This is a genomic window from Saccharothrix hoggarensis (assembly GCF_052936025.1).
This window is the reverse complement of sequence record NZ_CP193624.1, coordinates 5,733,366-5,757,464: the sequence shown is the minus strand read 5'-3', so window position 1 is coordinate 5,757,464 and position 24,099 is coordinate 5,733,366. Positions and strand designations below refer to the sequence as shown.

Annotated in this window: 24 protein-coding genes; 16 read left to right on the top strand and 8 right to left on the bottom strand. The window is 72.0% G+C overall.

Annotated features, from left to right (window positions below; translation table 11 throughout):
* Positions 1-33 precede the first annotated feature (33 nt).
* On the top strand, positions 34-498 hold the full coding sequence (locus ACRAKH_RS25950; protein WP_380726720.1) for a hypothetical protein: 465 nt from the start codon (positions 34-36) through the stop codon (positions 496-498).
* Here the strand turns inward: ACRAKH_RS25950 and ACRAKH_RS25945 are convergent.
* Positions 458-2,635, bottom strand: coding sequence for an NACHT domain-containing protein (locus ACRAKH_RS25945; protein WP_447009351.1), 2,178 nt, complete (start codon positions 2,633-2,635; stop codon positions 458-460). The two genes, ACRAKH_RS25950 and ACRAKH_RS25945, sit on opposite strands and share 41 nt — an antisense overlap.
* 110 nt (positions 2,636-2,745) lie before the next feature.
* Positions 2,746-3,546: an alpha/beta fold hydrolase gene (locus tag ACRAKH_RS25940; RefSeq protein WP_380726164.1), complete on the bottom strand. Its 801-nt coding sequence runs from the start codon at positions 3,544-3,546 to the stop codon at positions 2,746-2,748.
* A gap of 102 nt (positions 3,547-3,648) precedes the next feature.
* Between ACRAKH_RS25940 and ACRAKH_RS25935 the strand changes: the two genes are divergently transcribed.
* Entirely contained in the window at positions 3,649-4,029 is a 381-nt protein-coding gene (locus ACRAKH_RS25935) for a RidA family protein (protein ID WP_380726165.1), read from the top strand.
* On the opposite strand, the gene ACRAKH_RS25930 is transcribed toward ACRAKH_RS25935, so the two are convergent.
* Complete coding sequence (locus ACRAKH_RS25930) at positions 4,030-4,449, bottom strand: CoA-binding protein (RefSeq protein ID WP_380726167.1); 420 nt, start codon at positions 4,447-4,449, stop codon at positions 4,030-4,032.
* Between the two features lie 91 nt (positions 4,450-4,540).
* Between ACRAKH_RS25930 and ACRAKH_RS25925 the strand changes: the two genes are divergently transcribed.
* Entirely contained in the window at positions 4,541-5,845 is a 1,305-nt protein-coding gene (locus ACRAKH_RS25925; RefSeq protein ID WP_380726169.1) for a PI-PLC domain-containing protein, read from the top strand.
* Positions 5,846-5,861: 16 nt separating this feature from the next.
* Here the strand turns inward: ACRAKH_RS25925 and ACRAKH_RS25920 are convergent, their stop codons facing one another.
* Both ACRAKH_RS25920 and ACRAKH_RS25915 read right to left on the bottom strand, forming a co-directional pair.
* On the bottom strand, positions 5,862-6,707 hold the full coding sequence (locus ACRAKH_RS25920; protein ID WP_380726171.1) for a S1 family peptidase: 846 nt from the start codon (positions 6,705-6,707) through the stop codon (positions 5,862-5,864).
* Positions 6,708-6,782: 75 nt separating this feature from the next.
* Positions 6,783-7,292 carry a DinB family protein gene (locus tag ACRAKH_RS25915; protein WP_380726173.1) on the bottom strand — a complete coding sequence of 170 codons (510 nt, stop codon included), beginning with the start codon at positions 7,290-7,292 and terminating at the stop codon, positions 6,783-6,785.
* 506 nt (positions 7,293-7,798) lie between these two features.
* Between ACRAKH_RS25915 and ACRAKH_RS25910 the strand changes: the two genes are divergently transcribed.
* From ACRAKH_RS25910 to ACRAKH_RS25880, 7 genes are all read left to right on the top strand, one after another.
* A complete protein-coding gene (locus ACRAKH_RS25910) occupies positions 7,799-8,485 on the top strand; it encodes a hypothetical protein (protein ID WP_380726175.1) in 687 nt (228 codons plus the stop codon).
* Positions 8,486-8,781: 296 nt separating this feature from the next.
* A complete protein-coding gene (locus ACRAKH_RS25905) occupies positions 8,782-9,387 on the top strand; it encodes an ANTAR domain-containing response regulator (protein ID WP_380726177.1) in 606 nt (201 codons plus the stop codon).
* A gap of 281 nt (positions 9,388-9,668) precedes the next feature.
* Positions 9,669-10,844 (top strand): branched-chain amino acid ABC transporter substrate-binding protein, encoded by a 1,176-nt coding sequence (locus tag ACRAKH_RS25900; RefSeq protein ID WP_380726179.1) that lies wholly within the window; start codon positions 9,669-9,671, stop codon positions 10,842-10,844.
* A gap of 125 nt (positions 10,845-10,969) precedes the next feature.
* Positions 10,970-11,932, top strand: coding sequence for a branched-chain amino acid ABC transporter permease (locus tag ACRAKH_RS25895; protein ID WP_380726181.1), 963 nt, complete (start codon positions 10,970-10,972; stop codon positions 11,930-11,932).
* Positions 11,929-13,089, top strand: a complete 1,161-nt coding sequence (locus tag ACRAKH_RS25890) for a branched-chain amino acid ABC transporter permease (RefSeq protein WP_380726183.1) — start codon at positions 11,929-11,931, stop codon at positions 13,087-13,089. Before ACRAKH_RS25895 ends, ACRAKH_RS25890 begins: the two co-directional genes overlap by 4 nt.
* A 32-nt stretch (positions 13,090-13,121) precedes the next feature.
* The gene (locus ACRAKH_RS25885) at positions 13,122-13,862 is read left to right on the top strand and encodes an ABC transporter ATP-binding protein (RefSeq protein ID WP_380726193.1); all 741 of its coding nucleotides are present in this window, start codon (positions 13,122-13,124) and stop codon (positions 13,860-13,862) included.
* On the top strand, positions 13,852-14,556 hold the full coding sequence (locus ACRAKH_RS25880) for an ABC transporter ATP-binding protein (protein WP_380726185.1): 705 nt from the start codon (positions 13,852-13,854) through the stop codon (positions 14,554-14,556). The genes ACRAKH_RS25885 and ACRAKH_RS25880 overlap by 11 nt, the downstream gene beginning before the upstream one ends.
* 23 nt (positions 14,557-14,579) lie before the next feature.
* On the opposite strand, the gene ACRAKH_RS25875 is transcribed toward ACRAKH_RS25880, so the two are convergent.
* Together ACRAKH_RS25875 and ACRAKH_RS25870 are read right to left on the bottom strand one after the other, a co-directional pair.
* On the bottom strand, positions 14,580-15,143 hold the full coding sequence (locus ACRAKH_RS25875; RefSeq protein WP_380726187.1) for a DUF4352 domain-containing protein: 564 nt from the start codon (positions 15,141-15,143) through the stop codon (positions 14,580-14,582).
* Between the two features lie 59 nt (positions 15,144-15,202).
* On the bottom strand, positions 15,203-15,625 hold the full coding sequence (locus ACRAKH_RS25870; RefSeq protein WP_380726189.1) for a hotdog fold thioesterase: 423 nt from the start codon (positions 15,623-15,625) through the stop codon (positions 15,203-15,205).
* A 54-nt stretch (positions 15,626-15,679) separates the two neighbouring features.
* Here ACRAKH_RS25870 and polA point away from each other — a divergent pair, with 54 nt between their 5' ends.
* The gene (gene polA, locus ACRAKH_RS25865) at positions 15,680-18,355 is read left to right on the top strand and encodes a DNA polymerase I (protein WP_380726191.1); all 2,676 of its coding nucleotides are present in this window, start codon (positions 15,680-15,682) and stop codon (positions 18,353-18,355) included.
* A gap of 281 nt (positions 18,356-18,636) precedes the next feature.
* Here polA and ACRAKH_RS25860 read toward each other — a convergent pair whose 3' ends face one another.
* Entirely contained in the window at positions 18,637-19,080 is a 444-nt protein-coding gene (locus ACRAKH_RS25860) for a winged helix-turn-helix transcriptional regulator (RefSeq protein ID WP_380726414.1), read from the bottom strand.
* Between the two features lie 77 nt (positions 19,081-19,157).
* On the opposite strand from ACRAKH_RS25860, the gene ACRAKH_RS25855 reads away from it, so the two are divergent.
* From ACRAKH_RS25855 to ACRAKH_RS25835, 5 genes are all read left to right on the top strand, one after another.
* Complete coding sequence (locus ACRAKH_RS25855) at positions 19,158-19,661, top strand: N-acetyltransferase family protein (RefSeq protein ID WP_447009350.1); 504 nt, start codon at positions 19,158-19,160, stop codon at positions 19,659-19,661.
* Between the two features lie 14 nt (positions 19,662-19,675).
* Entirely contained in the window at positions 19,676-20,977 is a 1,302-nt protein-coding gene (locus ACRAKH_RS25850) for a hypothetical protein (RefSeq protein WP_380726410.1), read from the top strand.
* A gap of 112 nt (positions 20,978-21,089) precedes the next feature.
* Entirely contained in the window at positions 21,090-22,388 is a 1,299-nt protein-coding gene (locus tag ACRAKH_RS25845; protein ID WP_380726408.1) for a Gfo/Idh/MocA family protein, read from the top strand.
* Positions 22,389-22,821: 433 nt separating this feature from the next.
* Positions 22,822-23,418 carry an AAA family ATPase gene (locus ACRAKH_RS25840; RefSeq protein ID WP_380726406.1) on the top strand — a complete coding sequence of 199 codons (597 nt, stop codon included), beginning with the start codon at positions 22,822-22,824 and terminating at the stop codon, positions 23,416-23,418.
* The gene (locus ACRAKH_RS25835) at positions 23,415-24,026 is read left to right on the top strand and encodes a hypothetical protein (RefSeq protein WP_380726404.1); all 612 of its coding nucleotides are present in this window, start codon (positions 23,415-23,417) and stop codon (positions 24,024-24,026) included. The genes ACRAKH_RS25840 and ACRAKH_RS25835 overlap by 4 nt, the downstream gene beginning before the upstream one ends.
* Positions 24,027-24,099: the final 73 nt, after the last annotated feature.

Sequence of the window (24,099 nt, the reverse complement as noted above, 5' to 3'; positions counted from 1 at the left end):
GGTGACGTGCCGGCGCGCGACACGCTGTGCGCCATGAAGCCGAGAGCGCGCAAGTGGTGGCTGGTGCTGCACGTCGTCTCGTCCGTCGGCTGGCTCGGCGTCACGATCGGGATGCTGGCGCTGGCGCTGGCGGCGTTCGACGCGCCGGCGTTGTACCCGGCGATGTCGCTCCTCGGCGACGTGGTCGTGCTGCCCCTGGCGCTGACCGCGCTCGCCACGGGGGTGGTGCTGTCGCTGGGCACGAAGTGGGGCCTGGTGAAGCACCGATGGGTGCTGGTGAAGTTCGCGCTCACGGTCGTCGCGGTGGTCGCCACGACGTTCTCGCTGCGCTCGGGCCTGCACGAGGCGGCGGCCTCCGCGTCGGACGGCACGGCGGTCGGCGCGGTGGGCACGGACGTGCTGGTGGCGGCGTGCGTGTCGTTGACGTTCTACACGGTCAACACGGTGCTGTCGGTGTTCAAGCCGTGGGGTCGGACGCGGTGGGGTCGGACGCCGTGAGGTCGGACGCGCCGGGGGCCGACGCGCCGGGGCCGGATGCCGCGCGATCGGACGCCGTGGGGTCCGGCGCCGTGGGGTCTGACGCCCCGGGTCTGCCCCTGGTCCGCCTGCCCCCGGTCGCTCTGCCCCCGCTCGGTCTGAGCCCGGTCGCCCCCAGCCCGGCCCGCCGTCGCTCGACGGCCGCCGCGACCTCCGCCGGGTCGCACTCGGCGAGGTGGTCGCGCACCCAACCGTGCGGGAACCGGTGCTCGTCCACCAGCAGCACCCGATCCCGCGCGGACTGGAGGATTCCCTTGCGCCCCCACGGGAACTCGTCCCACGCGAGCGGCCGGGCGAGCAAGTTCGCCACCGCGTCGAACGGCCGGTTCACGACCGGCGTCACGGCGAGGCCGAGCAGCAGCCCGGTCACCGCGCCCAGCGCCGCCCCGAGCGCCGACGGACGCGCCTCCGCCCCGGCGAGCGCGGCCGACCCGACCCCGACGAGACCGGCGACGGGCAGCCACGGCAGGCGGTGGGCGGGCCGGCGGCGCAGGCCGGACCACACGGCGGTCAGCCCGCCGACGAACGTCCCGGCCACCGCGCCCGCGGCCAGCCCGATGCCCAGCCCCACCGGCAGTTCCGGTCCCGTCCCGCTCACCACCATCACCCCGGACGGCACGAGCGCGCACGCCACGGCCCAGTACCGGTCGCGCAGGGTGGCGTGGGCGAGGACCAGCGTGACCACGACGACGAGCCCGAACACGACCGCCGCCGGCCACCGCGCGACCTGCCCGCCGACCCACGCCCCGAGCACCGCCACCGCACCCGTCACGACCGCGCCGACGGCGAAACCCGTTGCCGCCCAACGCTTCCCCCGCCGCTTGTCGCCGCGCGTGGCCGTGAACCCGCCGCGCGGCAAGCCGATCACGGCCACCGCCCCGACCGCGGCGGGCACGAGACCCAGCCGCACGCCGACCACGAAGCACAACGCGGCCGCCGCACCCGCCACGGCGCCCGGCACGGCCCGCCGGAACAGCCGCCACACCGCGTCCGGCCCGACGAACCCGAGCCACACGTGCCGCGCGGGCAGCGTCGCCCACGCCTCCAAGTGGTGCTCACGCCGGGCGACGCGGGCCAGGAACCGCAACGCGCGCACGGTCCGCTCGGCCCGCGCCGGCCCCCGTGCCACCGACTCCACCAGGTACGTGTCCAGCACGCCCCGGTACTCCGCGCGCCCGGCCCGGTAGGCGAGGGCCAGCAGCCCGAACGCGAGCGGCGTGCGCACCTCGTCCCACAGGCCGGGGTCCTTCTCCAACGCCTCGCGCAGACCGTCCAGCCGGGGGCCGCACGCGTCGATCAGCTCCAGGACTTCCGCGCGCCCCAACGGTTCCACGCGCACGACGTCGTACCGGGGCAGGTGCTCGTGGTCGTCGCCCGCGCTGCACAGCACCACCTGCGGCATGTCCAGCGCGGTGATCCACGCCAGGCACTCGACCCGGTCGGCGGAGGCCAGGTCGTCCAGCCCGTCGAACAGCAGCACGAGGTTCCGGTCGCGCAGCCACGCCCGGCCGAGGCGCGGCCCGATCCGGTACCGGTCGGCCAGCACCCGCAGCAGCCACTCGCCGAAGTCGTCGTCGCGCCGCCACCCGCCGAGGTCCACCAGCACGGGCACCGGCCGCCCCGGGTCCTGGGCGGCACGCGCCAGCAGTGCCTCGGCCAGTTCCAGCAGGAGGGTCGTCTTGCCCGCGCCGGGCTCGCCCGCCACGACGAGGGGGCGACGGACGCGCGTCGGCAGCCGGGGCCGGACGCGGGGCACGACGCCGAGCTTCAGCCGCACCTGCTCGGCCAACGACCCGCCGATCCGCGCCCGCACGAACCGGTCGACCCGCTCCAGCGCGGCCTTCCGGTTGGCCGGGTGCGCGGGACGCCGCCGCACGAGCAGCGCGCCCAGCGGTTCCCAGGCGGCGAGGCACGCGGTCAGCGCGACCAGCACGCCGAGCGCCGGCCACAGCCACGGCGTGTACGGACCGAGCACGCGGGGCGCCGACCCGCCCGTGACGGCGTTGATCGCGACGGGCACGAGCACGAGGCACGTCACCCCGCCCACGCCGATCAGGGAGACCAGGCGGGTGGTCCGGGCGAGCCGTCGCGCGTCCATGTGCCCCTCCCGCCAGGTCGCGATCGACGGTAACGGCGTTCGGAGCGCTCGGGTAGCGGGGTTCCCGTGGTCGTCCGGTCACCGTCCGTGCTCACGGCGACCGGACCGCCTCACGAGGTCAGGAAGTCCACCATCAGCCGGTTCACCGCGGCCGGCTGCTCGAGGAACCCGAAGTGCCCGGCGTCGGCCACTTCCTCGTACCGCGCGCCGGGGATGGCCTCGGCCACCTCGCGCGCCAGGTACGCGGGCAGCACGCGGTCGTCGGCGAAACCCACCACCAGGCACGGCACGGTGATGCGCCGGTACGCGTCCAGCCTGCTGTCGTACTCGTCCAGGTCGTGCTGCGCCCGCACGCCCTTGCCGTAGCCGGAACCGGTGAACTCGAACACGTCCAGCCAGTCCCGCACGCCGACCGGGTCGCCCAGGGTCGCGGGGGAGAGGTTCAGCACCGCGTTCACCGCAGCGAAGTACCGGCCCGGCAGCGTGATCCCCTGGTCGTGCAGCGCGCGCTCGCCCTGCGACAGCGCCGTCTGCACGGGGTCGTTGCGACCCGCCGTCGCGAGCAGCACGGCCTTGCCCACGAGGTCGGGGCGGGCCAGGGCGAGTTCCTGCGCCACCCGCGCGCCCAGCGACGTGCCGACGACGTGCGCCCGGCCGCCCAGCGACTCGATCAACGCCGCGGTGTCGCCGACGAGGTCGTCGATCGTCATGCCCGACGCGCACTCGTCCGTCGGCGGGATGCCCCGGTTGTCCATGGTCGCCACCCGGAACCCGGCGGCGCGCAGCGCGGGCACCTGGTGGGCGTGCCACACCCGGCCGGGGCTCCCGGTGCCCATCACCATGACGACGAGGTCGCCGTCGCCCTCCACGTGGTAGCTGAGGTTGATCCCGTTGAGCGCGACGACCGGCATGGCTCGCAGGCTACTGACCACGTGCCCGCGCCGGCCACCGCCGTGCCGGAACCGGCGGAAACCGCCGCGTGGTCGGGTGATCGGCCGGTTAGGGTGGCGGCCATGAGGCGAGCGATCCTGTCGGGTTCGACGTTCGAGGAGCAGATCGGCTACGCGCGGGCCGTGGTCGACGGCGACTGGGTGCACGTGTCCGGCACGACCGGCTTCGACTACGCCACCATGACCATCTCCGACGACGTGGTCGCGCAGGCCGAGCAGTGCCTGGCCAACATCGGCGCCGCGCTGACCGAGGCGGACTGCACGTTCGCGGACGTCGTGCGGGTGACGTACTACCTGCCCGACGCCCGGGACTTCGAGCCGTGCTGGCCCGCGCTGCGCGCCGTGTTCGGCGAGGTGCGCCCGGCGGCGACGATGCTGGAGTGCGGCCTGGCCGACCCGCGGATGCGGATCGAGATCGAGGTCACCGCGCGCCGCCGGGCGTGATCAGCGGGGGCCGTGGGCCGACCACTCGATGGCGGGGCAGCGGTCCATGACGACGTCGAGGCCGGCGGCGGTGGCCCGCTCGTAGGCCGCCTCGTCGACCACGTCGAGCTGGAACCACACCGCCTTCGCGCCGATCGCCACGGCCTGGTCGGCGAACTCGCCCGCCGCCTCGGACCGGCGGAACACGTCGACCACGTCCACCGGGAACGGGATGTCGGCGAGCGACGCGTAGCCCTGCTCGCCGTGCACGGTCGGGGCGTCCGGGTGCACGGGCACGATCCGCTTGCCGTGCTGCTGGAGGAACTTCGCCACGCCGTAGGCGGCCCGGTGCGGGTGGTTCGCCAGCCCGACCACGGCCCACGTGTCGCCGCCCGCCAGGACGCGGCGGATCTTCTCGGGGTCTCCCCAGGGTTCGGTCATGCCCCCAGCCTAGGACGGGGCTGACCTGAAGGAGTTTCGCGTTTACCCTGGGCGGTGCCCGCCGCCGCGGAGCCGTCGAGAGGACTGCTTGATGCGCGCCACCCGGTCAGCCCTGATCGCCACGCTCGTCACCTCCCTGGCCGCCGCAACCCTGACCGCCACCATCACCGCGCCCGCCGCGGCCGCCGCCCCCGCGGACGGCCTCTACTACCTCCAGAGCGCCACCACCGGCCTCAACGCCGGCGTGTCCGGCACGTCCGTGCTCCAACGCCGACCCAAGGGCGACGAGGACCACCAGCAGTGGACGCTGTCCAGCCGCACGCTCCGCGAAGGCGCGGGGTGCCTGGGCCGGCAGGGCGACCTCGCCGTGGTGCTGCCCTGCGACAGCCCCGACGCGCAGTGGGACGTGGTCCCCGACGGCGACCGGCACCGCCTCCACGTCCCCGGCACGGACCGGCGCCTGGTCGCGTCCGGCACGGACCAGGTGCGGATCGGCTCCGGCGCCGACCTCTGGTACCTCACCCCCGCGTTCCCCCAGCGCGTGCCGGCGCCGCCGGAGGGGGAGCGGCGCCTCGACCAGGTCACGTTCCTCACCGCGCACAACGCCTACGCCAACGGCGTGGACGGCGGGTTCGCGCCGCCGTTCGTCAACCTCGCGCCCAACCAGGCCCGCGGCATCGAGCAGCAGCTCGCCGACGGCGTGCGCGGCTTCCAGCTCGACGTCCACCAGACCCGCGACGGCGCGATCCTGTGCCACAACAGCTGCACGTGGGTCAGCCGGCCCGTGGCGCTGTGGGTGGACGTGCGGCGGATCGTGGACTTCCTCCACCGCAACCCCGCCGAGTTCGTCACCGTGTTCCTGGAGGACTACGTCACCGCCGACGTGCTGCGCTCCGAGCTGGCCCGCGTCGACGGACTGGCCGACGTCCTGTTCCGCCCCGACCAGGCGGGCGTGCGGACGAACGGCTGGCCGACCCTGAACGCCCTGCGCGCCGCCGACAAGCGGCTGATGATCTTCACCGACCGCGGCCGTTCCGGCGACACCCCGCAGCGCGACACGTTCGGCGTGATGTACCAGTCCGAGTGGACGGTGGAGAACCACTGGTCGATGGGTCCGGGCGTGGGCGGTTCCGACTGGTCGTGCCACAGCCGCTGGAGCACGCCGCTCACCCGCACCGAACCGGGCTTCCGGCCGCTGTTCGTGATGAACCACTTCCGGGACGTCCCGGTCACCGGCACGGCGGGCACCGACAACGCCAAGCTCGCCGACCGCGCCCGGCGGTTCTGCGAGCCCGCCGCCCGCAAGACCCCGACCTACCTGGCCGTGGACCACTACCACCTGGGCAACCCGATGGCGGCGGTCCACGCCCTGTCGGGCGAGCGGTTCCCGGGCTAGTCCCCGGCCCCGGGGCTCACGGCTGAGGCTTGGGCTGCGGCTTGGGCAGCCCGCACCCGGGGGCGGCGAGGTCGACCCTGCCGCCCCCGGTCAGGCACGGCACCACGTAGTGGGTCTGCTGCCCGTACCGGATGCCGTGCCGCACGGTCACCGCACCGGTCTCGTCCACCTCGCACGGGTTGTTCCGCGTGCACCGCTCGCCGTTCTCGTTGCCGGTGTTGTTCACCGCCACCACCCGGCCGCTCGCCACGTCCACCACGGGCGAGCCGGACGTGCCGCCCCGCGTGTCGCACGACGCCGTGTAGCGCATCGAGCCGCGCCAGGTCCACGGGCCTTCCCGCAGCTCGTGCACGTAGCCGTCGGCGCGGCAGGCGAAGATCTCGCGCCAGTACCCGGACACCACGCGGACGTCGATGCCGACGGCCGGGTGCTCCGGCGACAGCTCCAGCACCCGCGTCCCCATCGCCTCCACCTCGGCGTAGGTCGAGGTGAGCCGGTACAGCGCCACGTCCGTGCCGGACATCGTCGCGTACAGCAACCGGGCCGCGCGCAACGTGCCGAGCGTGCCCTCGCCGGTCCGGTCGAGCAGCGTGAACGTCCGGTCGGCGGCCTCGTCCACCACCACCTCGGTCCCGCTCATCAGCCGCACGCAGTGGCCGTTCGTCAGCACCAGCGCCGGGTCGGACGGGGCGTGCCGCGGCGGCCGCACCACCGAGCCCGAGCAGCCGCGCAGCGACACGATCCCGGTGAAGTCGACCTCGACGGCCGCGGGGGCGGGCGGGGCCGCGGACGTCGCCGTCGCCGACGCGGCGGGCACGGACAGCAGGAGCACGGCGGCGAGCACGGCAACCAGGTGGCGCATGGGCGTTGATCCAATCAGCCGCCACCGCGCCCCGCACGCCCGTTCACCCGCTCGCGTTACGGCCGCGGGACGGGGTCACTCGCCCTTCGCGCCGTCCGCGAGCTCGCGCAGGAGGTCGAGGTGCCCGACGTGCCGGGCGGTCTCCTGCACGACGTGCGCCAGCACCCACCGCACCGTGCGGCCGTTGCCCGCGTGGTCGCCCCGCGTCCGGTCGTCCGGGCCGAGGCCGTCCAGCGCCCGCGCCGACCGCTCCCACTCGGCGCGGTACTCGTCGACCACCGACTCCACCGTGTCGCCCTCGTGCAGGAGCCACGACGCGTCCGCGTCCGCGCCCCACAGCGACGGCAGCTCCACGCCACCCACCTCGATCGACAGCCACCACCGCTCCACGGCGGTCAGGTGCCGCAGCACCCCCAGCGCGCTCACCACCGGCGAGGTCGGGATGGGCGCGGCCGAGGCGTCCGCCCAGCCCAGCCCTTCCACCTTGGCCACGGCGGTCAGCCGCAGGAACGTCAGGAACTCCGTCATCAGCCGCAGCTCGTCGTGGGCGGCGGCCGCAGGCCACAGGCGTTCGTTCGAACTCATGTTCGGACCCTACGTCGAGCGCCGGCCGCCCGCCCCGGCGACGCCGGTTTTGCTATCGTCGGCGACGGCGTGTGTGAGCAGACGTGAGGCTGGAGCCACCTCCCGGCAAGCGGGTGGCGTGATCCGCCGCGGGGTGGGGGCACCCCTGCTCACGGAGTGCACCGAAGACCACCGACGACGCGTGACCGCGTCCTTGTCGCGCCGAGCCGGGCGGCGGGAGCGAGGACTGCCATGGCGCGATCGTCGTTGACCGACCAGCTGGTCGACCTCCGCCGGACCTACACCGGCGAGAACCTCACCCAGGCCGTGCCCGCGGTGAAGGCCGTGCTGCACGACCTGCCCGCCGACCGCCGCGAACGCGTGGTGGACGCCCTGCGCGGGCGGGCCGACGTGCGCGGGCTGTTCCTGCCCGACGCGGCGGAAGACGCCCAGCGCGGCTGGAATGCGTTGTCCTGCAAGCAGGTCTGGACGCGGCGGGCCACCTCCAGTTGCGCCCGCCGGCGAGCATGCTGCGGCCCGCGCACGCGTTCCGCGCCGTCGAACCGGCCGAGCGCCCGCGCCTGCACCTCGCCGAGCACGCCCTCGGCCCGCTGCTCTACGAGCTGCTGCCGCGGCACGACGAGTCGTGGGTGGCGGGCGCGCCCGGCCTGCGGGTCGTCCGGCACCCGCGCTCGGTGGAACTGCGGTTCGCCGACGTCGACGCGTCGGTCCACCTCGCGGGCGTGGACGAGCGGGCGTGGGCGGACGGCATGAAGTACGTCCGCACCCTGCTCAAGGGCCGTGCCCTGAGCGACCGGTTCGTCGACGGACCCCTCACCGCCGCCGAGCGCGACCACCTGGAGGAGACGCCGCGCCCGACGGGCGTCGGCAGCGCGGTGCTGCGCCGCTACCACCTGTTCACCGCCGCGCCGTGGGTGCGGGCGCTGGCGCAGGGCGACCGGTGGTGGGTCGAGTGGCCCGAGAGCCTCGGCGTGACCACCGTCGCGGACCGCCTGCTGCACCCCGTGTTCGGCCTGCCGGGTTCCGTGGAAGTTCCCAGTGCCGGCGGCGGCCTCGGCCTCTCCACCGGGTGGTACGACCTGTTCCTCCGCGAGGTCGACGGCCCGGACCCGGCGCACGAGCCCGCGCTCGCCGCGATGGAGTGGCCGGAAGGCGTGACGGGCTGGTGGGAGCCGCCCCAGGCGGTGCGGTGACCCGAAGTCTCCCCGCGCCGGCGGCCCGACTTCGTCCCGCTGTCGCACGGTGACCCGCCGTGTCGGGTGTCCCTCGTGGACACCCGGCACGGCGTCAGACACCCGTTCGGGGCCACCCGGACGGGTGGCGTGGGCCCGTCGCGTTCGGACCAGCCGTGCCGTCCGAAACGACGAAGTGGCGGCCGGTGGCCGTGATCACGGCCGGACGGCCACGGCGCGGGCCGGCACGCCGGTAGACTGCGGTTTCGTCCGACGCGACCGCGTCGAGCCGCCGTCAGAGTGTCAGGAGGACCCCGGTGACCCAACAGGCTGCCGAGGCCCAGGCCGAGGTCGCGCCCCGGCGCGTCCTCGTCGCCGAGGACGAAGCCCTCATCCGCCTCGACCTGGTCGAGATGCTGCGCGAGGAGGGGTACGAGGTGGCCGGTCAGGCCGCCGACGGCGACGAGGCGGTCACGCTGGCCACCGAGCTCAGGCCCGACCTGGTCATCATGGACGTCAAGATGCCGAAGGTCGACGGCATCGAGGCCGCGTCGGTGATCGCGGGCAAGCGCATTGCGCCGGTCGTGATCCTCACCGCTTTCAGCCAGCGCGACCTGGTGGAACGGGCCCGTGACGCGGGCGCGATGGCGTACCTGGTGAAGCCGTTCGCGAAGCGCGACCTGGTGCCCGCGATCGAACTCGCGATGAGCCGGTTCGCCGAGTTGCAGGCGCTGGAGAACGAGGTCGCCGGTCTCACCGAGCGGCTGGAGACGCGCAAGGTCGTGGAGCGCGCCAAGGGATTGCTGATGACCAAGCAGGGTCTGTCGGAGCCCGAGGCTTTCCGCTGGGTGCAGCGCACCGCGATGGACCGTCGCACCACCATGAAGGCCGTGGCGGAAGCCGTCATCGAAAACTTCGGGTGAGTATCCCCGCGAGTGATACACGTTCGAGTATCGGACGGTCTGCCGGGGTCATTCTTGGTTACTGCGCGCATTGACCATGTGACCTGCGGCTATTTGAGCTGGATTTAAGCTTGTTAACCGTGGACTATTTGCCGGTGACTACCGTCACGATGTGGACACAGAGCAGTAAGACCACCTGTTCACGGAACTCAACTGAAGCTACGTTCCCTCCCTAACCCAAGCCCTCGTGTGAGGGCTCTCCGCCTACCGGCGGGCTGGTTGGTGTCATGGGAGGTATTCCGGTGTCAGGAGCACGACTCGGCCGAGTTCTGGCGCTGGCGGCGGCTTCGTCGCTGGTGCTCGCGGCTTGCGCTGGAGGCGGCGGCGGTGGCGACGCGGGTGGCGACGTCACCTCGGTCAAGATCGGGTTCATGGGTGACCTCACCGGTGAGAACTCGGCGATCGTGATCCCGCCGCGCAACGGCGCGAAGATGGCCGTCGACGAGTACAACGCGAAGAACCCCAAGGTCAAGATCGAGCTGGTGCAGTACGACAGCCAGGGCAAGCCCGACCAGGCGACCTCGCTGATCACGACCGCCATCGGCTCCGACAAGATCGTCGGCCTGATCGGCCCGGCGTTCTCCGGTGAGTCGAAGGCCATCGGCGGCGTGCTGGAGGAGAACAAGATCCCCAGCGTCTCGCCGTCCGCCACGAACCCGGGTCTCGCCTCGAACGGCTGGACCTACTGGCACCGCGTCGTCGCGAACGACGACGACCAGGGCCCCGGCATCGCCGAGTTCCTGGTGACCGCGAGGAGCCCGAAGAAGGCCTTCGTCCTGTCCGACGACCAGGAGTACAGCGTCGGCCTGGCCGACGCCGTCGCCAAGTCGTTCGAGGGCAAGGGCGTCACCGTCGAGCGCGACAAGTTCGCCAAGGACGCGTCCGACTACTCGTCCACCGTCACCAAGGTCGCCGCGTCCAACCCCGACGTGATCGTCTTCGGTGGCTACTACGCCCAGGCCGGCCGCCTGCTCAAGCAGCTGCGCGACGGTGGCGTGAAGGCCCTGTTCGCCTCCGGTGACGGCTCGCTCGACCAGCAGCTCGTCTCCGGCGCGGGCGCCGACGCCGCCGAGGGCGCCGTCCTCGCCTGCCCGTGCAACATCCCGTCGGCCGACGTCGAGGGCGCGCTGAAGACGTTCTTCGACAACTACAAGAAGAGCGCCAACACGGACCCGGCGATCTACGCGACCGAGGGCTACGACGCCGCCACGGCGTTCATCAAGGCGGTCGAGGCCGGCAACACGTCGTCGGAGAAGATCAACGAGTTCCTGAAGACGGTCTCGTTCGAGGGTGTCTCCAAGCCGATCAAGTTCAAGGCGAACGGCGAGCCGGAGAACAACTCCATCTTCGTCTACCAGGTCAAGGGTGGTGTCCTCAAGCTTCTGGGTCCGGCGGAGTCGGCGAAGCTGGAGGGCTGATCCGAGACGGATTAGGCAGCAAGCTAGCGCGCTGGGGAGCGGGAGTGTCGTGGGAACGACTGCTCCCGCTCCCCGCCACTATGGCGAAGTCTCTCCCCCCGCCCGTCTCGTGAGGCAAACCTGTCATGCTTGATGATTTCCTCAACCAGTTCCTACCCAGCACGGTGGGCGGACTGGTGTTCGGCTCCATCTACGCGCTCGTCGCCCTCGGCTACACGATGGTCTACGGCGTGCTGCGTCTGATCAACTTCGCCCACTCCGAGATCTTCATGATCGGCACGTTCACGTCGCTCGTGGTGGTCACGGCCCTCGCGCCGACCACCCCGTTCACCGGGATCGCGCTCATCGGTGTGATGCTGTTGATCATCGCGTTGTCGGCCGCGGTGTCCGGCGGCGCCGCCGTCCTGCTGGAGCTGGTGGCCTACCGGCCGCTGCGCAAGAAGGGCGCCACGAGGCTCACCGCCCTCATCTCCGCGATCGGCGCGTCCCTGTTCCTGATGGAGCTGTTCGCGCTCGTCATCATCCCCTGGCTGACCGGCAAGCCCGGTCGCAACCAGCAGTCCTCGCCGCGCCTCGTCGACCGCGACACGGTGTTCACCGTCGGCAACGCCGCGGTCCGCACCGACCACATCATCGTCGTGGTCGCCGCCGTCATCATGATGATCGCGCTGGACCGCCTCGTGAACCGCACGAAGATCGGCCGCGGCATCCGGGCCACCGCCCAGGACCCCGAAGCCGCCGTGCTCATGGGCGTCAGCATCGACAACATCGTCCGGGTCACGTTCCTGCTCGGCGGCTCGATGGCCGGCGTCGCCGGCGCGCTGTACCTCATGGAGTTCGAGAACACCGTCTTCAACGTCGGTTTCGTGCTCGGCATCAAGGCGTTCACCGCCGCGGTGCTCGGCGGTATCGGCAACCTCCGCGGCGCACTGCTCGGCGGCATCGTGCTCGGCCTCATCGAGAACTGGGGCGCGATCTTCCTGGGTTCCGAGTGGAAGGACGTCATCGCGTTCACCGTCCTGGTGGTCGTGCTGATGTTCCGCCCGACCGGCATCCTCGGCGAATCCCTGCAGAAGGCCCGCGCATGAAAGGCAACGGAGTGACTGGCAACGCGAATCCGTTGAGGCGCGTGGGCGCCCCGTTCGACGGCGCCCGCGACTGGTGGGAACACGCCAAGGTGTGGCAGCGGTACCTCGTGTACATCGCGGTCATCGTGTTCGCGCTGATCCTGCCCGCGCCGTGGATCGGCTCGTTCATGTCGCCGGCGTCCGACTGGACGACGGTGCTGATCTACCCGATCGGCACGTACATCCTGCTGGCCATCGGCCTGAACGTCGTGGTCGGCCAGGCCGGCCTGCTCGACCTGGGCTTCGTCGCGTTCTTCGCGATCGGCGGCTACTCGGTCGCCTACTACGGCACCCAGTTCGGCTGGAACTACTGGGCCACGGCGGCGTTCGGCATCCTGCTCGCGGCGGTGTCCGGCGTCATCCTCGGCGCGCCGACGCTGCGGCTGCGCGGCGACTACCTCGCCATCGTGACGCTCGGCTTCGGCGAGATCGTCCGCATCACCGCGAACAACACCGACGAGATCGGCGGCGCGCGCGGCATCACGAACATCCCGCACCCGCCGCCCATGCTCGGCATGGAGTTCAAGCTCCTGCCCGCGCCGTACTACTACCTGATGGTCGCCGCGATCGTGCTCGTGATCATCTTCTCGGTGCGGCTGCAGAAGAGCCGCGTCGGCCGCGCGTGGGCCGCGATCCGCGAGGACGAGGACGCCGCCGAGCTGATGGGCGTGCCGACGTTCAAGTTCAAGCTCCTCGCGTTCGCAATCGGCGCCATGATCGGCGGCCTCGCCGGCGGCATCTACGCCGGCAAGGCGGTGTTCATCGAGCCGAACACCTTCCCGTTCATCCTGTCCGCGACGATCCTCGCCGCGGTCGTGCTCGGCGGCTCCGGCAACCTGCCCGGCGTCATGCTCGGCGCGTTCGTCATCGCCTGGCTGCCCGAGCGGTTCCGCGAGGTCGACTGGCTGAAGGACATCCTGGGCAAGGACCCGGCCGAGTACCGCATCCTGCTCTTCGGCGGTGTGCTGGTGCTGATGATGGCCCTGCGGCCGGAGGGCCTGCTGCCCTCCCGGAGGCGCAAGGCCGAGCTGCACGAGGGCACCGGCGGCATGGGCACCATGGGTGCCGAGGTCGCCGGTCCGGACAGCGACGTTTCGACGACGGAGGCGGCCAAGTGAGCACTCCCGTCCTTCAGCTGGACGACGTGACCATGCGCTTCGGCGGCGTGGTCGCCCTGCGCGGCGCGCAGCTCAGCGTCAACCAGGGCGAGATCTTCGCCCTGATCGGCCCGAACGGCGCCGGCAAGACCACCGTGTTCAACGTGGTCACCGGCGTGTACCAGCCCACCGAGGGCCAGGTGCTGTTCAACGGCGCGCGGATCAACGGCGCCAAGCGGTTCGCCATCACCAAGATGGGCATCGCCCGCACGTTCCAGAACATCCGGCTGTTCCACAACATGTCGGCCCTGGAGAACGTGATGGTGGGCGCCGACGCGCACCACAAGACCGGCGCCATCGGCGCGACGCTGGGCCTGCCCTGGCACCGCAAGGAGGAGAAGCGCGGCCGTGAGCTGGCGCGGGAGCTGCTCGACTTCGTCGGCATCCCCGGCCGGATGAGCGAGACCGCGAAGAACCTCCCGTACGGCGACCAGCGCCGGCTCGAGATCGCCCGCGCGCTGGCCACGGACCCGAAGCTGCTCCTGCTGGACGAGCCCGCGGCGGGCATGAACCCGGCGGAGAAGGAGTCGCTCCAGGCCCTCATCCGCAAGATCCGCGACAGCGGCCGGACCGTGCTGCTGATCGAGCACGACATGAGCCTGGTCATGGGCGTCAGCGACCGCGTGGCGGTGCTCGACTTCGGCCAGCTGATCGCAGAAGGGCTCCCGCACGAGGTGCAGAACAACCCGAAGGTCATCGAGGCGTACCTGGGGGTGTCCGAAGATGCTTCTTGAGATCGACGACATCCACGTCCACTACGGGAAGATCGCCGCGATCAAGGGCATCAGCCTGCAGGTGGAGGAAGGTGAGATCGTCTCGCTCATCGGCGCCAACGGCGCGGGCAAGACGACGACCCTGAAGACCATCTCCGGGCTGCGCCCGCTGACCAGCGGCCGCGTCGTGTTCAACGGCGAGGACATCTCCAAGATGCCCGGCCACAAGCGCGTCATGGCGGGCATCGGCCAGTCACCGGAAGGCCGCGGCGTGTTCCCCGGCATGACGGTGCAGGAGAACCTCCTGATGGGCGCCTACACCCGCAAGGACGACCTGTCGGCCGACCTGGCGGAGGTCTACGAGCTGTTCCCGCGGCTCGCCGAGCGCAAGAACCAGTTCGGCGGCACCATGTCCGGCGGCGAGCAGCAGATGATCGCCATGGGCCGCGCCCTGATGACCAAGCCGAAGGTGCTCCTGCTCGACGAGCCGTCGATGGGCCTCGCGCCCATGCTCATCGCGCAGATCTTCGAGATCATCAAGGAGATCAACAAGCGCGGCACGACCGTGCTGCTGGTCGAGCAGAACGCGCAGCAGGCGCTGAAGCTCTCCGACCGCGCGTACGTGCTCGAAACCGGCCGGGTCGTGAAGAGCGCCCCCGGCCCGGCGCTGCTGGACGACCCCCAGGTGCGCGCCGCGTACCTCGGCGGTCACTGACGGTCCGGACCCCGCTGGCCCGGCTACGGCTGGGCCAGCGGGATCTCGGTGCCCGACTCGTCCTTCAGGTCCGTCAGCGTCGGACCCCCGTACACGCGCAGGGCCAGCGGCTTCGCGTCCTTGGGCAGGTCGTAGTAGACGTCGTACTCCAGGCGCACGTTGGCCCCGATGTCGATCGTCTCCGGCTGCCGCTTGATCGTCATGGCCTGCTCGTCCACCGCGTGCTCGCCCTTGCGGTCGTCCACCAGCACGTGCCGCCGGGCGTCGAACGACACGCTGCTGCGGCCGTTGTTGACCACGCTCATCCGGATTCGCACGAACTGGCCCTTGGCGTGGAACTCGGCGTGGCTGCCGATGATCGTGGCCATCTCGGCGGTGAGCCCCACCAGCGTGAAGGCCGTGTCGCCGTCCGCCGTGGTCGGGATCTTCAGCACCTTCTCGTCCGGCCGCACCGTCGCCGCCGGCACCGGGTACGTCGCCGGCGTGCTCGACACCGCCACCGGCCCCGCCTCGACCGGCGACCCGCCGCACCCGGCCGTGACCAGCCCGGCCACCGCCGCCGCCACCACGACCACGCGACGCCGCACGCCCACCTCCACCGATCGGGGCCCTCGGGTTCCACCGCGGGGCCGCGAGACCCGCACGTTCACCCCTTCGGGGCGTCTTTCAGGAAGCACGTGAGCCGGGCCGTGCACGCCCGCCGCCCCTGCTCGTCGGTGATGGCGATCTCGTACGTGGCGGTGCTCCGGCCGCGGTGGATCGGCGTGCACACCCCCGTGACGACGCCCTCCGTCACGCCCCGGTGGTGCGTGCACGACAGCTCCAGGCCCACGGCCACCCGGTCCGGCGCCGCGTGCATGGCCGCCGCGATCGAGCCCAGCGTCTCCGCCAGCGCCGCGTTCGCGCCGCCGTGCAGCAGCCCGTACGGCTGCCGGTTGCCCTTCACCGGCATCGTCCCGACCAGCCGGTCGGCATCCCATCGGGTGATCTCGATGCCCAGCCTGGCGGTCAACTGCTCGTGGGCGACGTCCTGGTTGGCGCCGGGGATGTCCTCGGGTGCTGGCGTCACGGGTGGCTCCCAGTCGGTGCGGAACTGTCGGACCCTCACCCTAGACTCGCCGGTGTGAGCACTTCAGAAGCCTCCCGCCTGCTGCTGGTCGACGGCCACTCCATGGCCTACCGGGCGTTCTTCGCGCTGCCCAAGGAGAACTTCCAGACCGGCACGGGCCAGACCACCAACGCGGTCTACGGCTTCACCTCGATGCTGATCAACTTGCTGCGCGACGAGAAGCCCACGCACATCGCGGTCGCGTTCGACGTCTCCCGCAAGACGTTCCGCACCGAGGCGTACGCGGAGTACAAGGCCGGTCGCAGCGAGACGCCGAACGAGTTCCGCGGCCAGGTCAGCCTCATCGAGGACGTGCTGGGCACGCTGTCCATCCCCGTCCTGTCCAAGGACAACTACGAGGCCGACGACCTGATCGCCACGCTCACCACCCAGGCGACCGCGCTCGGCTTCGAGGTCCTCATCTGCACCGGCGACCGCGACGCGTTGCAGCTGGTCACCGACAAGGTGACGGTGCTGTACCCGGTCAAGGGCGTGTCCGAGATGGCCCGCTACACCCCCGAGCTCGTGCTGGAGAAGCAGGGCGTGCCGCCCGAGCTGTACGCCGACTACGCGGCGGTCCGCGGCGACTCGTCGGACAACCTGCCCAACACCCCCGGCGTCGGCCCCAAGACCATCGTGAAGCTTCTCACCCAGTTCGGCTCGCTCAACGGCCTTATCGACCACGTCGACGAGGTGCCCGGCAAGGTGGGCGACGCGCTGCGCGCCAACCTGTCCAACATCATGCTGAACCGGCAGCTCACCGAGCTGGTCCGCGACGTCGAGCTGCCCCTCGGCCCGGCCGACCTCGAAGCCCGCCCGTGGGACCGCGACGCCGTCCACCGCCTGTTCGACGAGCTGGAGTTCCGCGTGCTGCGGGACCGGCTGTTCTCCACCCTGTCCACCGCCGAGCCGGAGGCCGAGGAGGGCTTCACGGTCAGCGGCGGCGCGGTGCCCGCCGGCGCGCTGGGGTCGTGGCTCGACACCCACGCCCGGTCCGGCCGCGTCGGCATCGCGTTCCGCTCCACGGGCGGCGACCTGGAGGGCGTCGCGCTGGCCGCGGTCGGCGGCGAGGGCGGGTACGTCGACGTCACCTCCCTGGCCGAGGAGGACGAGAACGCGCTGGCCGCGTGGCTCGCCGACGAGTCGGTCGCCAAGGCCGGCCACGACCTGAAGGTGCCCCTGCGCGCGCTGCGCGCCCGCGGCTGGAAGCTGCGCGGCGTCACCAGCGACACGGCGCTCGCCGCGTACCTCGTGCGGCCCGGCCAGCGGTCGTTCGCCCTCGACGACCTGGCCCTGCGCTACCTCAAGCGGGAGCTGCGCGCCGAGGAGCCCGACGACGGCCAGCTGTCCCTGCTCGCCGACGAGGAGGAGGACCGCCAGAAGGCCGCCCAGGCGTCGATCGTGCGCGCCTTCGCCGTCGCCGAGCTGGCCGAGGCGCTGGACCGCGAGCTGGTGGCGACCGGCCAGGAGTCGCTGCTCGCGACGCTGGAGCTGCCGCTGATGATGGTGCTGGACGACGTCGAGGCGGTCGGCATCGCGATCGACTCCGAGCACCTCGCGGCGCTGGAGGCGCACTTCGCGGCCGGCGTGAAGCAGGCCGCGCAGGACGCGTACTCGGTGATCGGCAAGGAGATCAACCTCGGCTCGCCGAAGCAGCTCCAGACGGTGCTGTTCGACGAGCTGAACATGCCGAAGACGAAGAAGACCAAGACCGGGTACACGACGGACGCGGACGCGCTGCAGAACCTGTTCGAGGCCACGCAGCACCCGTTCCTCCAGCACCTGCTCGCGCACCGCGACGTCACCAGGCTGAAGTCCACCGTGGCCGGGCTGCTCAAGTCCGTCGCCGACGACGGCCGCATCCACACCACGTTCCACCAGACGATCGCGGCGACCGGCCGGCTGTCGTCCACCGACCCGAACCTCCAGAACATCCCGATCCGCACGGACGAGGGCAGGCGAATCCGCGAGGCGTTCGTCGTCGGCCCCGGCTTCGCCGAGCTGATGACCGCCGACTACAGCCAGATCGAGATGCGGATCATGGCCCACCTGTCGGAGGACGCGGGCCTGATCGAGGCGTTCCGCAGCGGGGAGGACCTGCACACGTTCGTCGCGTCGCGCGCGTTCTCCGTGCCGACGTCCGAGGTGTCGCCCGAGCAGCGCCGCCGCGTGAAGGCCATGTCGTACGGGCTGGCGTACGGGCTGTCCGAGTACGGGCTGGCGCAGCAGCTGCGGATCTCGGCGGCGGAGGCGCGGGAGCAGAAGGAGGCGTACTTCGCCCGGTTCGGCGGGGTGCGCGACTACCTCCACGCCGTCGTCGAGGACGCCCGCAAGAAGGGCTACACCGAGACCATCCTCGGCCGCCGCCGCTACCTGCCGGACCTGACCAGCGACAACCGCCAGCGGCGGGAGATGGCCGAGCGGATGGCGTTGAACGCGCCGATCCAGGGCAGCGCGGCGGACATCATCAAGGTCGCGATGCTCGGCGTGTTCCGGGCGCTGGAGGAGTCGGGGCTGCGGTCGCGGATGCTGCTCCAGGTGCACGACGAACTGGTGCTGGAGATCGCCGAGGGGGAGCGGGAGCAGGTCGAGGCCCTGGTCCGCGAGCACATGGGCAACGCGTACCCGCTGTCGGTGTCGCTGGAGGTCTCGGTGGGCGTGGGCCGTTCCTGGGACGCCGCCGCCCACTGACCCGCGCCGGGTCGTCCACGGCGCGGGCTTCGCGGCCCGCGCCGTGCGCACGGCGCTCACTCCGGCTCGTGCCCGGCCGACCCACGGCCTGCCGTGCCCGCCGTGCGGTGCCGCGGCCTGCGGCGCCCGCCCGCCGGAGCCGCGCCGTGACATGCGGAGACGTGCCATGCGGAGCCGGGTCATGACGTGAGTGCGGTGCGGTGCCGTGTGGAGCCGGGCCGTGCGGAGCCGTGGCGGGCCGTGCGGTGGCGATGCGGTGTCATGCCATTTCGCGGGGAGGGTCAGCGGAGCGGCGTGACGCTGACGTCCCGCGCGCTCAGCTCCGCCCCGCACTCCTCGCACGCCACGTGCACCCCGACGTCGCCGCCGCACGAGCGGTGGTGGAGGTCGAACGACCGCCCCTCGGCCGGCGCCATCCAGCGGTCGCCCCACTTCCGCAGCGCCATCAGCACGGGGTAGAGGTCGAGCCCCTTCTCGGTCAGCCGGTACTCGTACCGCGTCCGCACGTCCTTGTACGCCTCGCGGCGCAGGATTCCCTCCTCGACGAGCGTGCCGAGGCGCTCGGTCAGCACGCTGCGCGAGATGTCCATCGAGGACTGGAAGTCCTCGAACCGCCGCGTGCCCAGGAACGCCTGCCGCAGCAGCAGCAACGTCCACCGCTCGCCCAGCAGGGCGGCGGGCAGCGACACCGTGCACAACTCGTCGGCAACCTTCACTGGGGCCATGCCCACCGACAATACCCCTTGCGTTCGAAAAACGAATCCAGGTAGGGTTCGGAATCCGAACCCAAGGGGCGTCCGTCATGAGAGTCCGCGAAATGCATTCCGCCGAGGCGGGCGACGCCGTCGACGCCGTCTTCCACGGCCTGTCCCCGCGCAGCCGCTACCTGCGCTTCCACGCGCCCGTGCCCCGCCTCACCGCGTCCATGCGCCGCCGCCTCACCGACCTCGACGGCCACCGCAAGGCCGCCGTCGTCGCCGAGTGCCGCCGCCAACCCATCGGCATCGCCCGACTCATCGCCACCGGCGACGACGCCGCCGAGATCGCCCTCGCCGTCGTCGACCCCTGGCAGCGCCGAGGCGTCGGCACGAAGCTCATCGCCGCGCTCAGCCGCCTCGCCACCGACCTGCGCTACGCCGAGCTGCACGGCGACGTCCTCGGCGAGAACCAGCCCATGCTGCACCTCGTCCGCCGCGCCTTCCCCGGCGCGCGCCTCACCAGGGCCGAGGACGACATCGTCCGGGTGACGTACCCGCTCACGTTCGAGTTGACCCACGAGGACCTGGTGGCGGGCCTCCGGTGGTGAGCACAATGGCCCGTATGCGACGGGTCTTCGGGTTGGCGCTCATCCTGGTCCTGCTGTCACCGCCGGCGATGGCGGCCACCCCGCCGGGCGACCAACCCCTGCCCGGCTACACGATCAACAACCCGCCGCTCCCGCCCGCGCAGGTCGGCGGCCAACCGTCACGGGTGCTGCAAGGCGTCCACGAGCACGCCGCCTACACCATCGAGGTCCCGCCGAACTGGAACGGCCGCCTCGCCATGTGGGCCCACGGCTACCGCGGCGCGAGCACCGTCCTCACCGTCGACCCGCCCGGCTACGGCCTCCGCCAGAAACTCCTCGACCAGGGCTTCGCCTGGGCCGCCTCCAGCTACTACGCCAACACCTACGACGTCGAAGCCGGCGTCCGCGGCACCCACGCCCTCGCCCGGCACTTCCACAAGCTCGTCGGCAAGCCCAAGGACACGTTCATCGCGGGCGTCTCCATGGGCGGCCACGTCATCGGGCGCTCGCTGGAGCAGTTCCCCGGCTTCTACCAGGGCGCCCTGCCGCTGTGCGGCGTGCTCGGCGACCACGAGCTGTTCGACTTCTTCCTCGACTACAACCTCACCGCGCAGGCCATCAGCGGCATCCGCGCCTGGCCCGCCCCCGCCGACTACCTCAGCGCCGTCGTCCCGCGCATCCAGGCGGAACTCGGCCTCACCGGCACGCCCAACGAGCGCGGCGCGCAGTTCGCCGCCGTCGTCACCCACCGCAGCGGCGGCCCTCGTCCCGGCGCGGCGCAGGCGTTCGCGTTCTGGAAGGACTTCCTGTTCGGCGTCGCGGCCGACGCGTCGGGCGACGACCTCTCGGCCAACCCCGGTCAGCTCGCCACCAACGCCGTGACCCGGTACGAGCCGAACGCGCCGGTCGACGTGAACCGCGAGGTCCAGCGCGTCCTGCCGGAGAACCTCAAGGCGAGGCTCACGCCGAGGCTCACCGAGGTGCCGGCCATCGCCGGCCGCCCCACCGCTCCGGTGCTCTCGCTGCACGACCTCGGCGACCTGTTCGTGCCGTTCTCCATGGAGCAGATCTACAAGCGGGACGTCCAGCGCAACGGCCGCGGCCACCTGCTGGCGCAGCGCGCTATCCGTGCCGTCAACCACTGCGAGTTCAGCCCGAACGAGGTCGGGCGGGCGTGGGACGACCTGGTGACGTGGGCCGACACCGGCCGCCGGCCCGCCGCCGACGTCGTGGACGACCCCGCCGTCGTGGCCGCGCCGAACTACGGGTGCCAGTTCACCGACCCCACCGCCTACACGGCGCCCAACACGACCCGCCGCCTCTTCCCGGCCTGCTGACGCCCAGGTCGCGCGGCGCGACCTGAACGCTTGACGTGACCTGGACCCTCCCGGCTAACGTGGCGTCGTCGTTGCGGAAAGCGCTTACCATCGCTTCTCGGGGGTAGCAGGAATGGCACGCAGGCGGTACGCGGTCGTCGGGACCGGGGCGAGGGCCGAGCAGCACGTCGACGCGATCGTCCAGCACACCGAGCACGGCGAGCTGGTCGCGTTCTGCGACGTGAACCCCTCCCGCATGGCCGCCCACAACGACCGCCTGCGAGCCCGCCACCACCGCCCCGTGCCGACCTACGCCGCCGAGGACTTCCTCCGCATGATCGAGGCCGAGCGGGTGGATGTCGTGGTCGTCACCACCGTCGACCGGCACCACGTCACGTACATCGTGGAGGCGCTGGACGCCGGGTGCGACGTCGTCACCGAGAAGCCGATGACGGTCGACGCGCCGAGCGTCGGCAAGGTCTTCGACGCGGTGGAGCGCAACGACGGGCAGGTGACCGTCGCGTTCAACTACCGGTACAACCCGGTGCACGAGAAGGTCCGCGAGCTGCTGATGGGCGGCGCCGTCGGCGAGATCGGTTCAGTGCACTTCGAGTGGCTGCTGGACGTGCGCCACGGCGCCGACTACTTCCGCCGTTGGCACCGGGACAAGGCGAACTCCGGCGGCCTGCTGGTGCACAAGTCGACGCACCACTTCGACCTGCTCAACTGGTGGGTCGACTCCGCGCCGGAGGTCGTGTACGCGCAGGGCAGGCTCTTCTTCTACGGGGAGGAGAACGGCAAGCGCCACGGCCACCACCGGCCGTACGAGCGCGTCCACGGCTCGCCGGACGCCCTGACCGACCCGTTCGCCTTGCACATCGACCGCGACCCCTGGCTCCGCCGCCTCTACCTCGACGCCGAGCACCACGACGGCTACCACCGCGACCAGAACCCGTTCGCGCCCGGCGTGTCCATTGAGGACGACCTGTCGGTGCTGGTCCGCTACGCGAACGGCGCCAACCTGACCTACCACCTCACCGCCTATTCACCCTGGGAGGGCTACCGGCTGATGGTCAACGGCAGCCGGGGCAGGCTCGAACTCGAGGTCGTCGAGAACACCTGGGTCAGCGGCCAGCAACCCGCGGTCCACGGCAAAGCGCCCAACCCGGAAGCCTCCTCGACCCGCCTGACCGTCCAGCCCCTGTTCGGCCGAGCCGAGGAGATCCCCCTCCCGCCGGGAGGCGCAGGCCACGGCGGCGCCGACGCCCGGATGACCGGCGTCCTCTACGGCCCACCGCCCCCACCCGACCCGCTCGGCCGCCAGGCCACCCACCGAGACGGCGCCCTCTCGCTGCTCACCGGCTTCGCCGCCAACCGCAGCCTCGAATCAGCCACCCCAGTCCGCGTGGTGGACCTGCTAGACCTCCGCTAACCCCCAACCCCCCACGGACGCGCTCGCCCCCACTGGGCGCGCTCGCCACCGCCGCCCGCTCGCCCCCGACTGGGCGCGCTTGACTCCCCGACTGGGCGCGCCGGACCGCCGGCTTGGATCTTCCCGTCGCTGAGCAGGGCTTTCCGTCGTTGGGTTCGGCCTGCCAGCCCTCCCCGTGCTCGCCAGCCACCGTGCTCCCCAGCGCCGTCCGCTCGCGCTCGTCGCGCTCGTGGCGCGCTCGTCGCTCGCATCGGCCCTCGGGCCAGGGCCGCCTCGGGTTCGCCTCCCAGCCTGGGCCGCCCCGCCGCCGCCTCCTTCTCTCCCGGCAACGTTTCACACAGCTGAAACGGTGCCACCGGCCGCGCGGTTCGCACGTTTGGGTGATCATGGAGCTTGCTCCGAAAGACTTGCGGTGCGGCGGTAGCCTGACTCGGTGCCGCTCTTGGGACCAGCCGACGAGTTGCCGCATCCGCCGCGCCGGGTGCTCGTGGCCGGCACGTCGGGCTCGGGGAAGTCGACCATGGCGAGCCTCGTCGCGCGCACCCTCGGCCTGTCCTATGTGGAGATGGACTCGCTCTTCCACGGTCCACAGTGGACGCCCCGGCCGGAGTTCGAGGACGACGTCCGGCGGTTCGTGAAACGTCACGCGTGGGCGACGGAGTGGCAGTACCGGGCGGCGCGTCCGGTGTTGTTGGCGCACGCCGACACGTTGGTCTGGTTGGACCACCCCCGGCACGTCGTGATGCGGCGGGTGGCGGTGCGGACGGCGGTGCGCCGGTTCCGCCGCCAAGAGCTGTGGAACGGCAACGTGGAACCGCCCCTGCGCACGGTCTTCACCGATCCGGAGCACCTGCTGCGGTGGGCGTGGAAGTCGCACAACCGCACCGCGGAGCGGGTCCGCGCCGTCCTCCGGGGCGAGCACGGCGACCGGCTCGCGGTGGTGCGGTTGCGCGGGCAGCGCGAGGTCGACCAATGGCGGTCAGGCCCGTTGCGACGGGCCGCCGAACGCGGCGAGGAGTCGGTGCGATGAGTGAGCGGACGGCGCTGGTGCTCGGTGGCACCGGCATGTTGAAGGGCTGCGCGGAGGAGCTGGTGGCCCAGGGCTGGCAGGTGGTGCTCCCCAGCCGCCGGCCCGACCCGGCGTTGGGACGCGCGGCGAAGGCGGCGCTGCGCGGCGGCGGCCACGTCCCGCAGGTCAGCCGGACGGACGCGGACGGGCGAAGAGACGGCTCGCGGGTGGCGGTGGTCGCCGACTGGACCCGGCCGCAGGAGCTGGCGGAACGGGTCGAGGCGGTGATGGAACGCCCCGCGGACCTGCTGGTGGCGTGGGTGCACGCGAGCTACCGGGACGCCGTGCTGAAGGCCGTCGCACCCCTCCTCGCCCCGCACGCCCCGGTCGTCGAGGTGCACGACAGCGGCGCGATCCACCCGGTGCGCGGCGTGCCCGACCCGGCGTTGGACGGCCACCCGACCCAGCAGGTGGTGCTGGGGTTCGTGCGGCACGGCGGCAGCACCCGCTGGCTCAGCCACGAGGAGACGTCGGTCGGCGTGCTCGAAGCGGTCCACCGCGCGCTCGACGGCCGGCCGCCCTCGATCCACCAGGTCGGCGAGGTCGACACCTGGGTGATGCGCCACTAGCCGTGACGGCGCCGGCCGAAACGGCACCAGCAGTACCGCGGGCCCGGTGCGGAGGACGACCGGCAACCTCCGC

Excerpts from the sequence above, each read along its gene's own strand:
- ACRAKH_RS25935 (WP_380726165.1), top strand. The coding sequence starts at position 3,649 with ATGAGGCGAGCGATCCTGTCGGGTTCGACGTTCGAGGAGCAGATCGGC.
- ACRAKH_RS25925 (WP_380726169.1), top strand. The coding sequence starts at position 4,541 with ATGCGCGCCACCCGGTCAGCCCTGATCGCCACGCTCGTCACCTCCCTG.
- ACRAKH_RS25945 (WP_447009351.1), bottom strand. The coding sequence starts at position 2,635 with ATGGACGCGCGACGGCTCGCCCGGACCACCCGCCTGGTCTCCCTGATC.
- ACRAKH_RS25920 (WP_380726171.1), bottom strand. The coding sequence starts at position 6,707 with ATGCGCCACCTGGTTGCCGTGCTCGCCGCCGTGCTCCTGCTGTCCGTG.
- ACRAKH_RS25880 (WP_380726185.1), top strand. The coding sequence starts at position 13,852 with ATGCTTCTTGAGATCGACGACATCCACGTCCACTACGGGAAGATCGCC.
- ACRAKH_RS25845 (WP_380726408.1), top strand. The coding sequence starts at position 21,090 with ATGGCACGCAGGCGGTACGCGGTCGTCGGGACCGGGGCGAGGGCCGAG.
- ACRAKH_RS25915 (WP_380726173.1), bottom strand. The coding sequence starts at position 7,292 with ATGAGTTCGAACGAACGCCTGTGGCCTGCGGCCGCCGCCCACGACGAG.
- ACRAKH_RS25895 (WP_380726181.1), top strand. The coding sequence starts at position 10,970 with ATGCTTGATGATTTCCTCAACCAGTTCCTACCCAGCACGGTGGGCGGA.
- ACRAKH_RS25940 (WP_380726164.1), bottom strand. The coding sequence starts at position 3,546 with ATGCCGGTCGTCGCGCTCAACGGGATCAACCTCAGCTACCACGTGGAG.
- ACRAKH_RS25910 (WP_380726175.1), top strand. The coding sequence starts at position 7,799 with ATGCTGCGGCCCGCGCACGCGTTCCGCGCCGTCGAACCGGCCGAGCGC.
- ACRAKH_RS25860 (WP_380726414.1), bottom strand. The coding sequence starts at position 19,080 with ATGGCCCCAGTGAAGGTTGCCGACGAGTTGTGCACGGTGTCGCTGCCC.
- ACRAKH_RS25890 (WP_380726183.1), top strand. The coding sequence starts at position 11,929 with ATGAAAGGCAACGGAGTGACTGGCAACGCGAATCCGTTGAGGCGCGTG.
- ACRAKH_RS25885 (WP_380726193.1), top strand. The coding sequence starts at position 13,122 with ATGCGCTTCGGCGGCGTGGTCGCCCTGCGCGGCGCGCAGCTCAGCGTC.
- ACRAKH_RS25855 (WP_447009350.1), top strand. The coding sequence starts at position 19,158 with ATGAGAGTCCGCGAAATGCATTCCGCCGAGGCGGGCGACGCCGTCGAC.
- ACRAKH_RS25930 (WP_380726167.1), bottom strand. The coding sequence starts at position 4,449 with ATGACCGAACCCTGGGGAGACCCCGAGAAGATCCGCCGCGTCCTGGCG.
- ACRAKH_RS25835 (WP_380726404.1), top strand. The coding sequence starts at position 23,415 with ATGAGTGAGCGGACGGCGCTGGTGCTCGGTGGCACCGGCATGTTGAAG.
- ACRAKH_RS25950 (WP_380726720.1), top strand. The coding sequence starts at position 34 with ATGAAGCCGAGAGCGCGCAAGTGGTGGCTGGTGCTGCACGTCGTCTCG.
- ACRAKH_RS25850 (WP_380726410.1), top strand. The coding sequence starts at position 19,676 with ATGCGACGGGTCTTCGGGTTGGCGCTCATCCTGGTCCTGCTGTCACCG.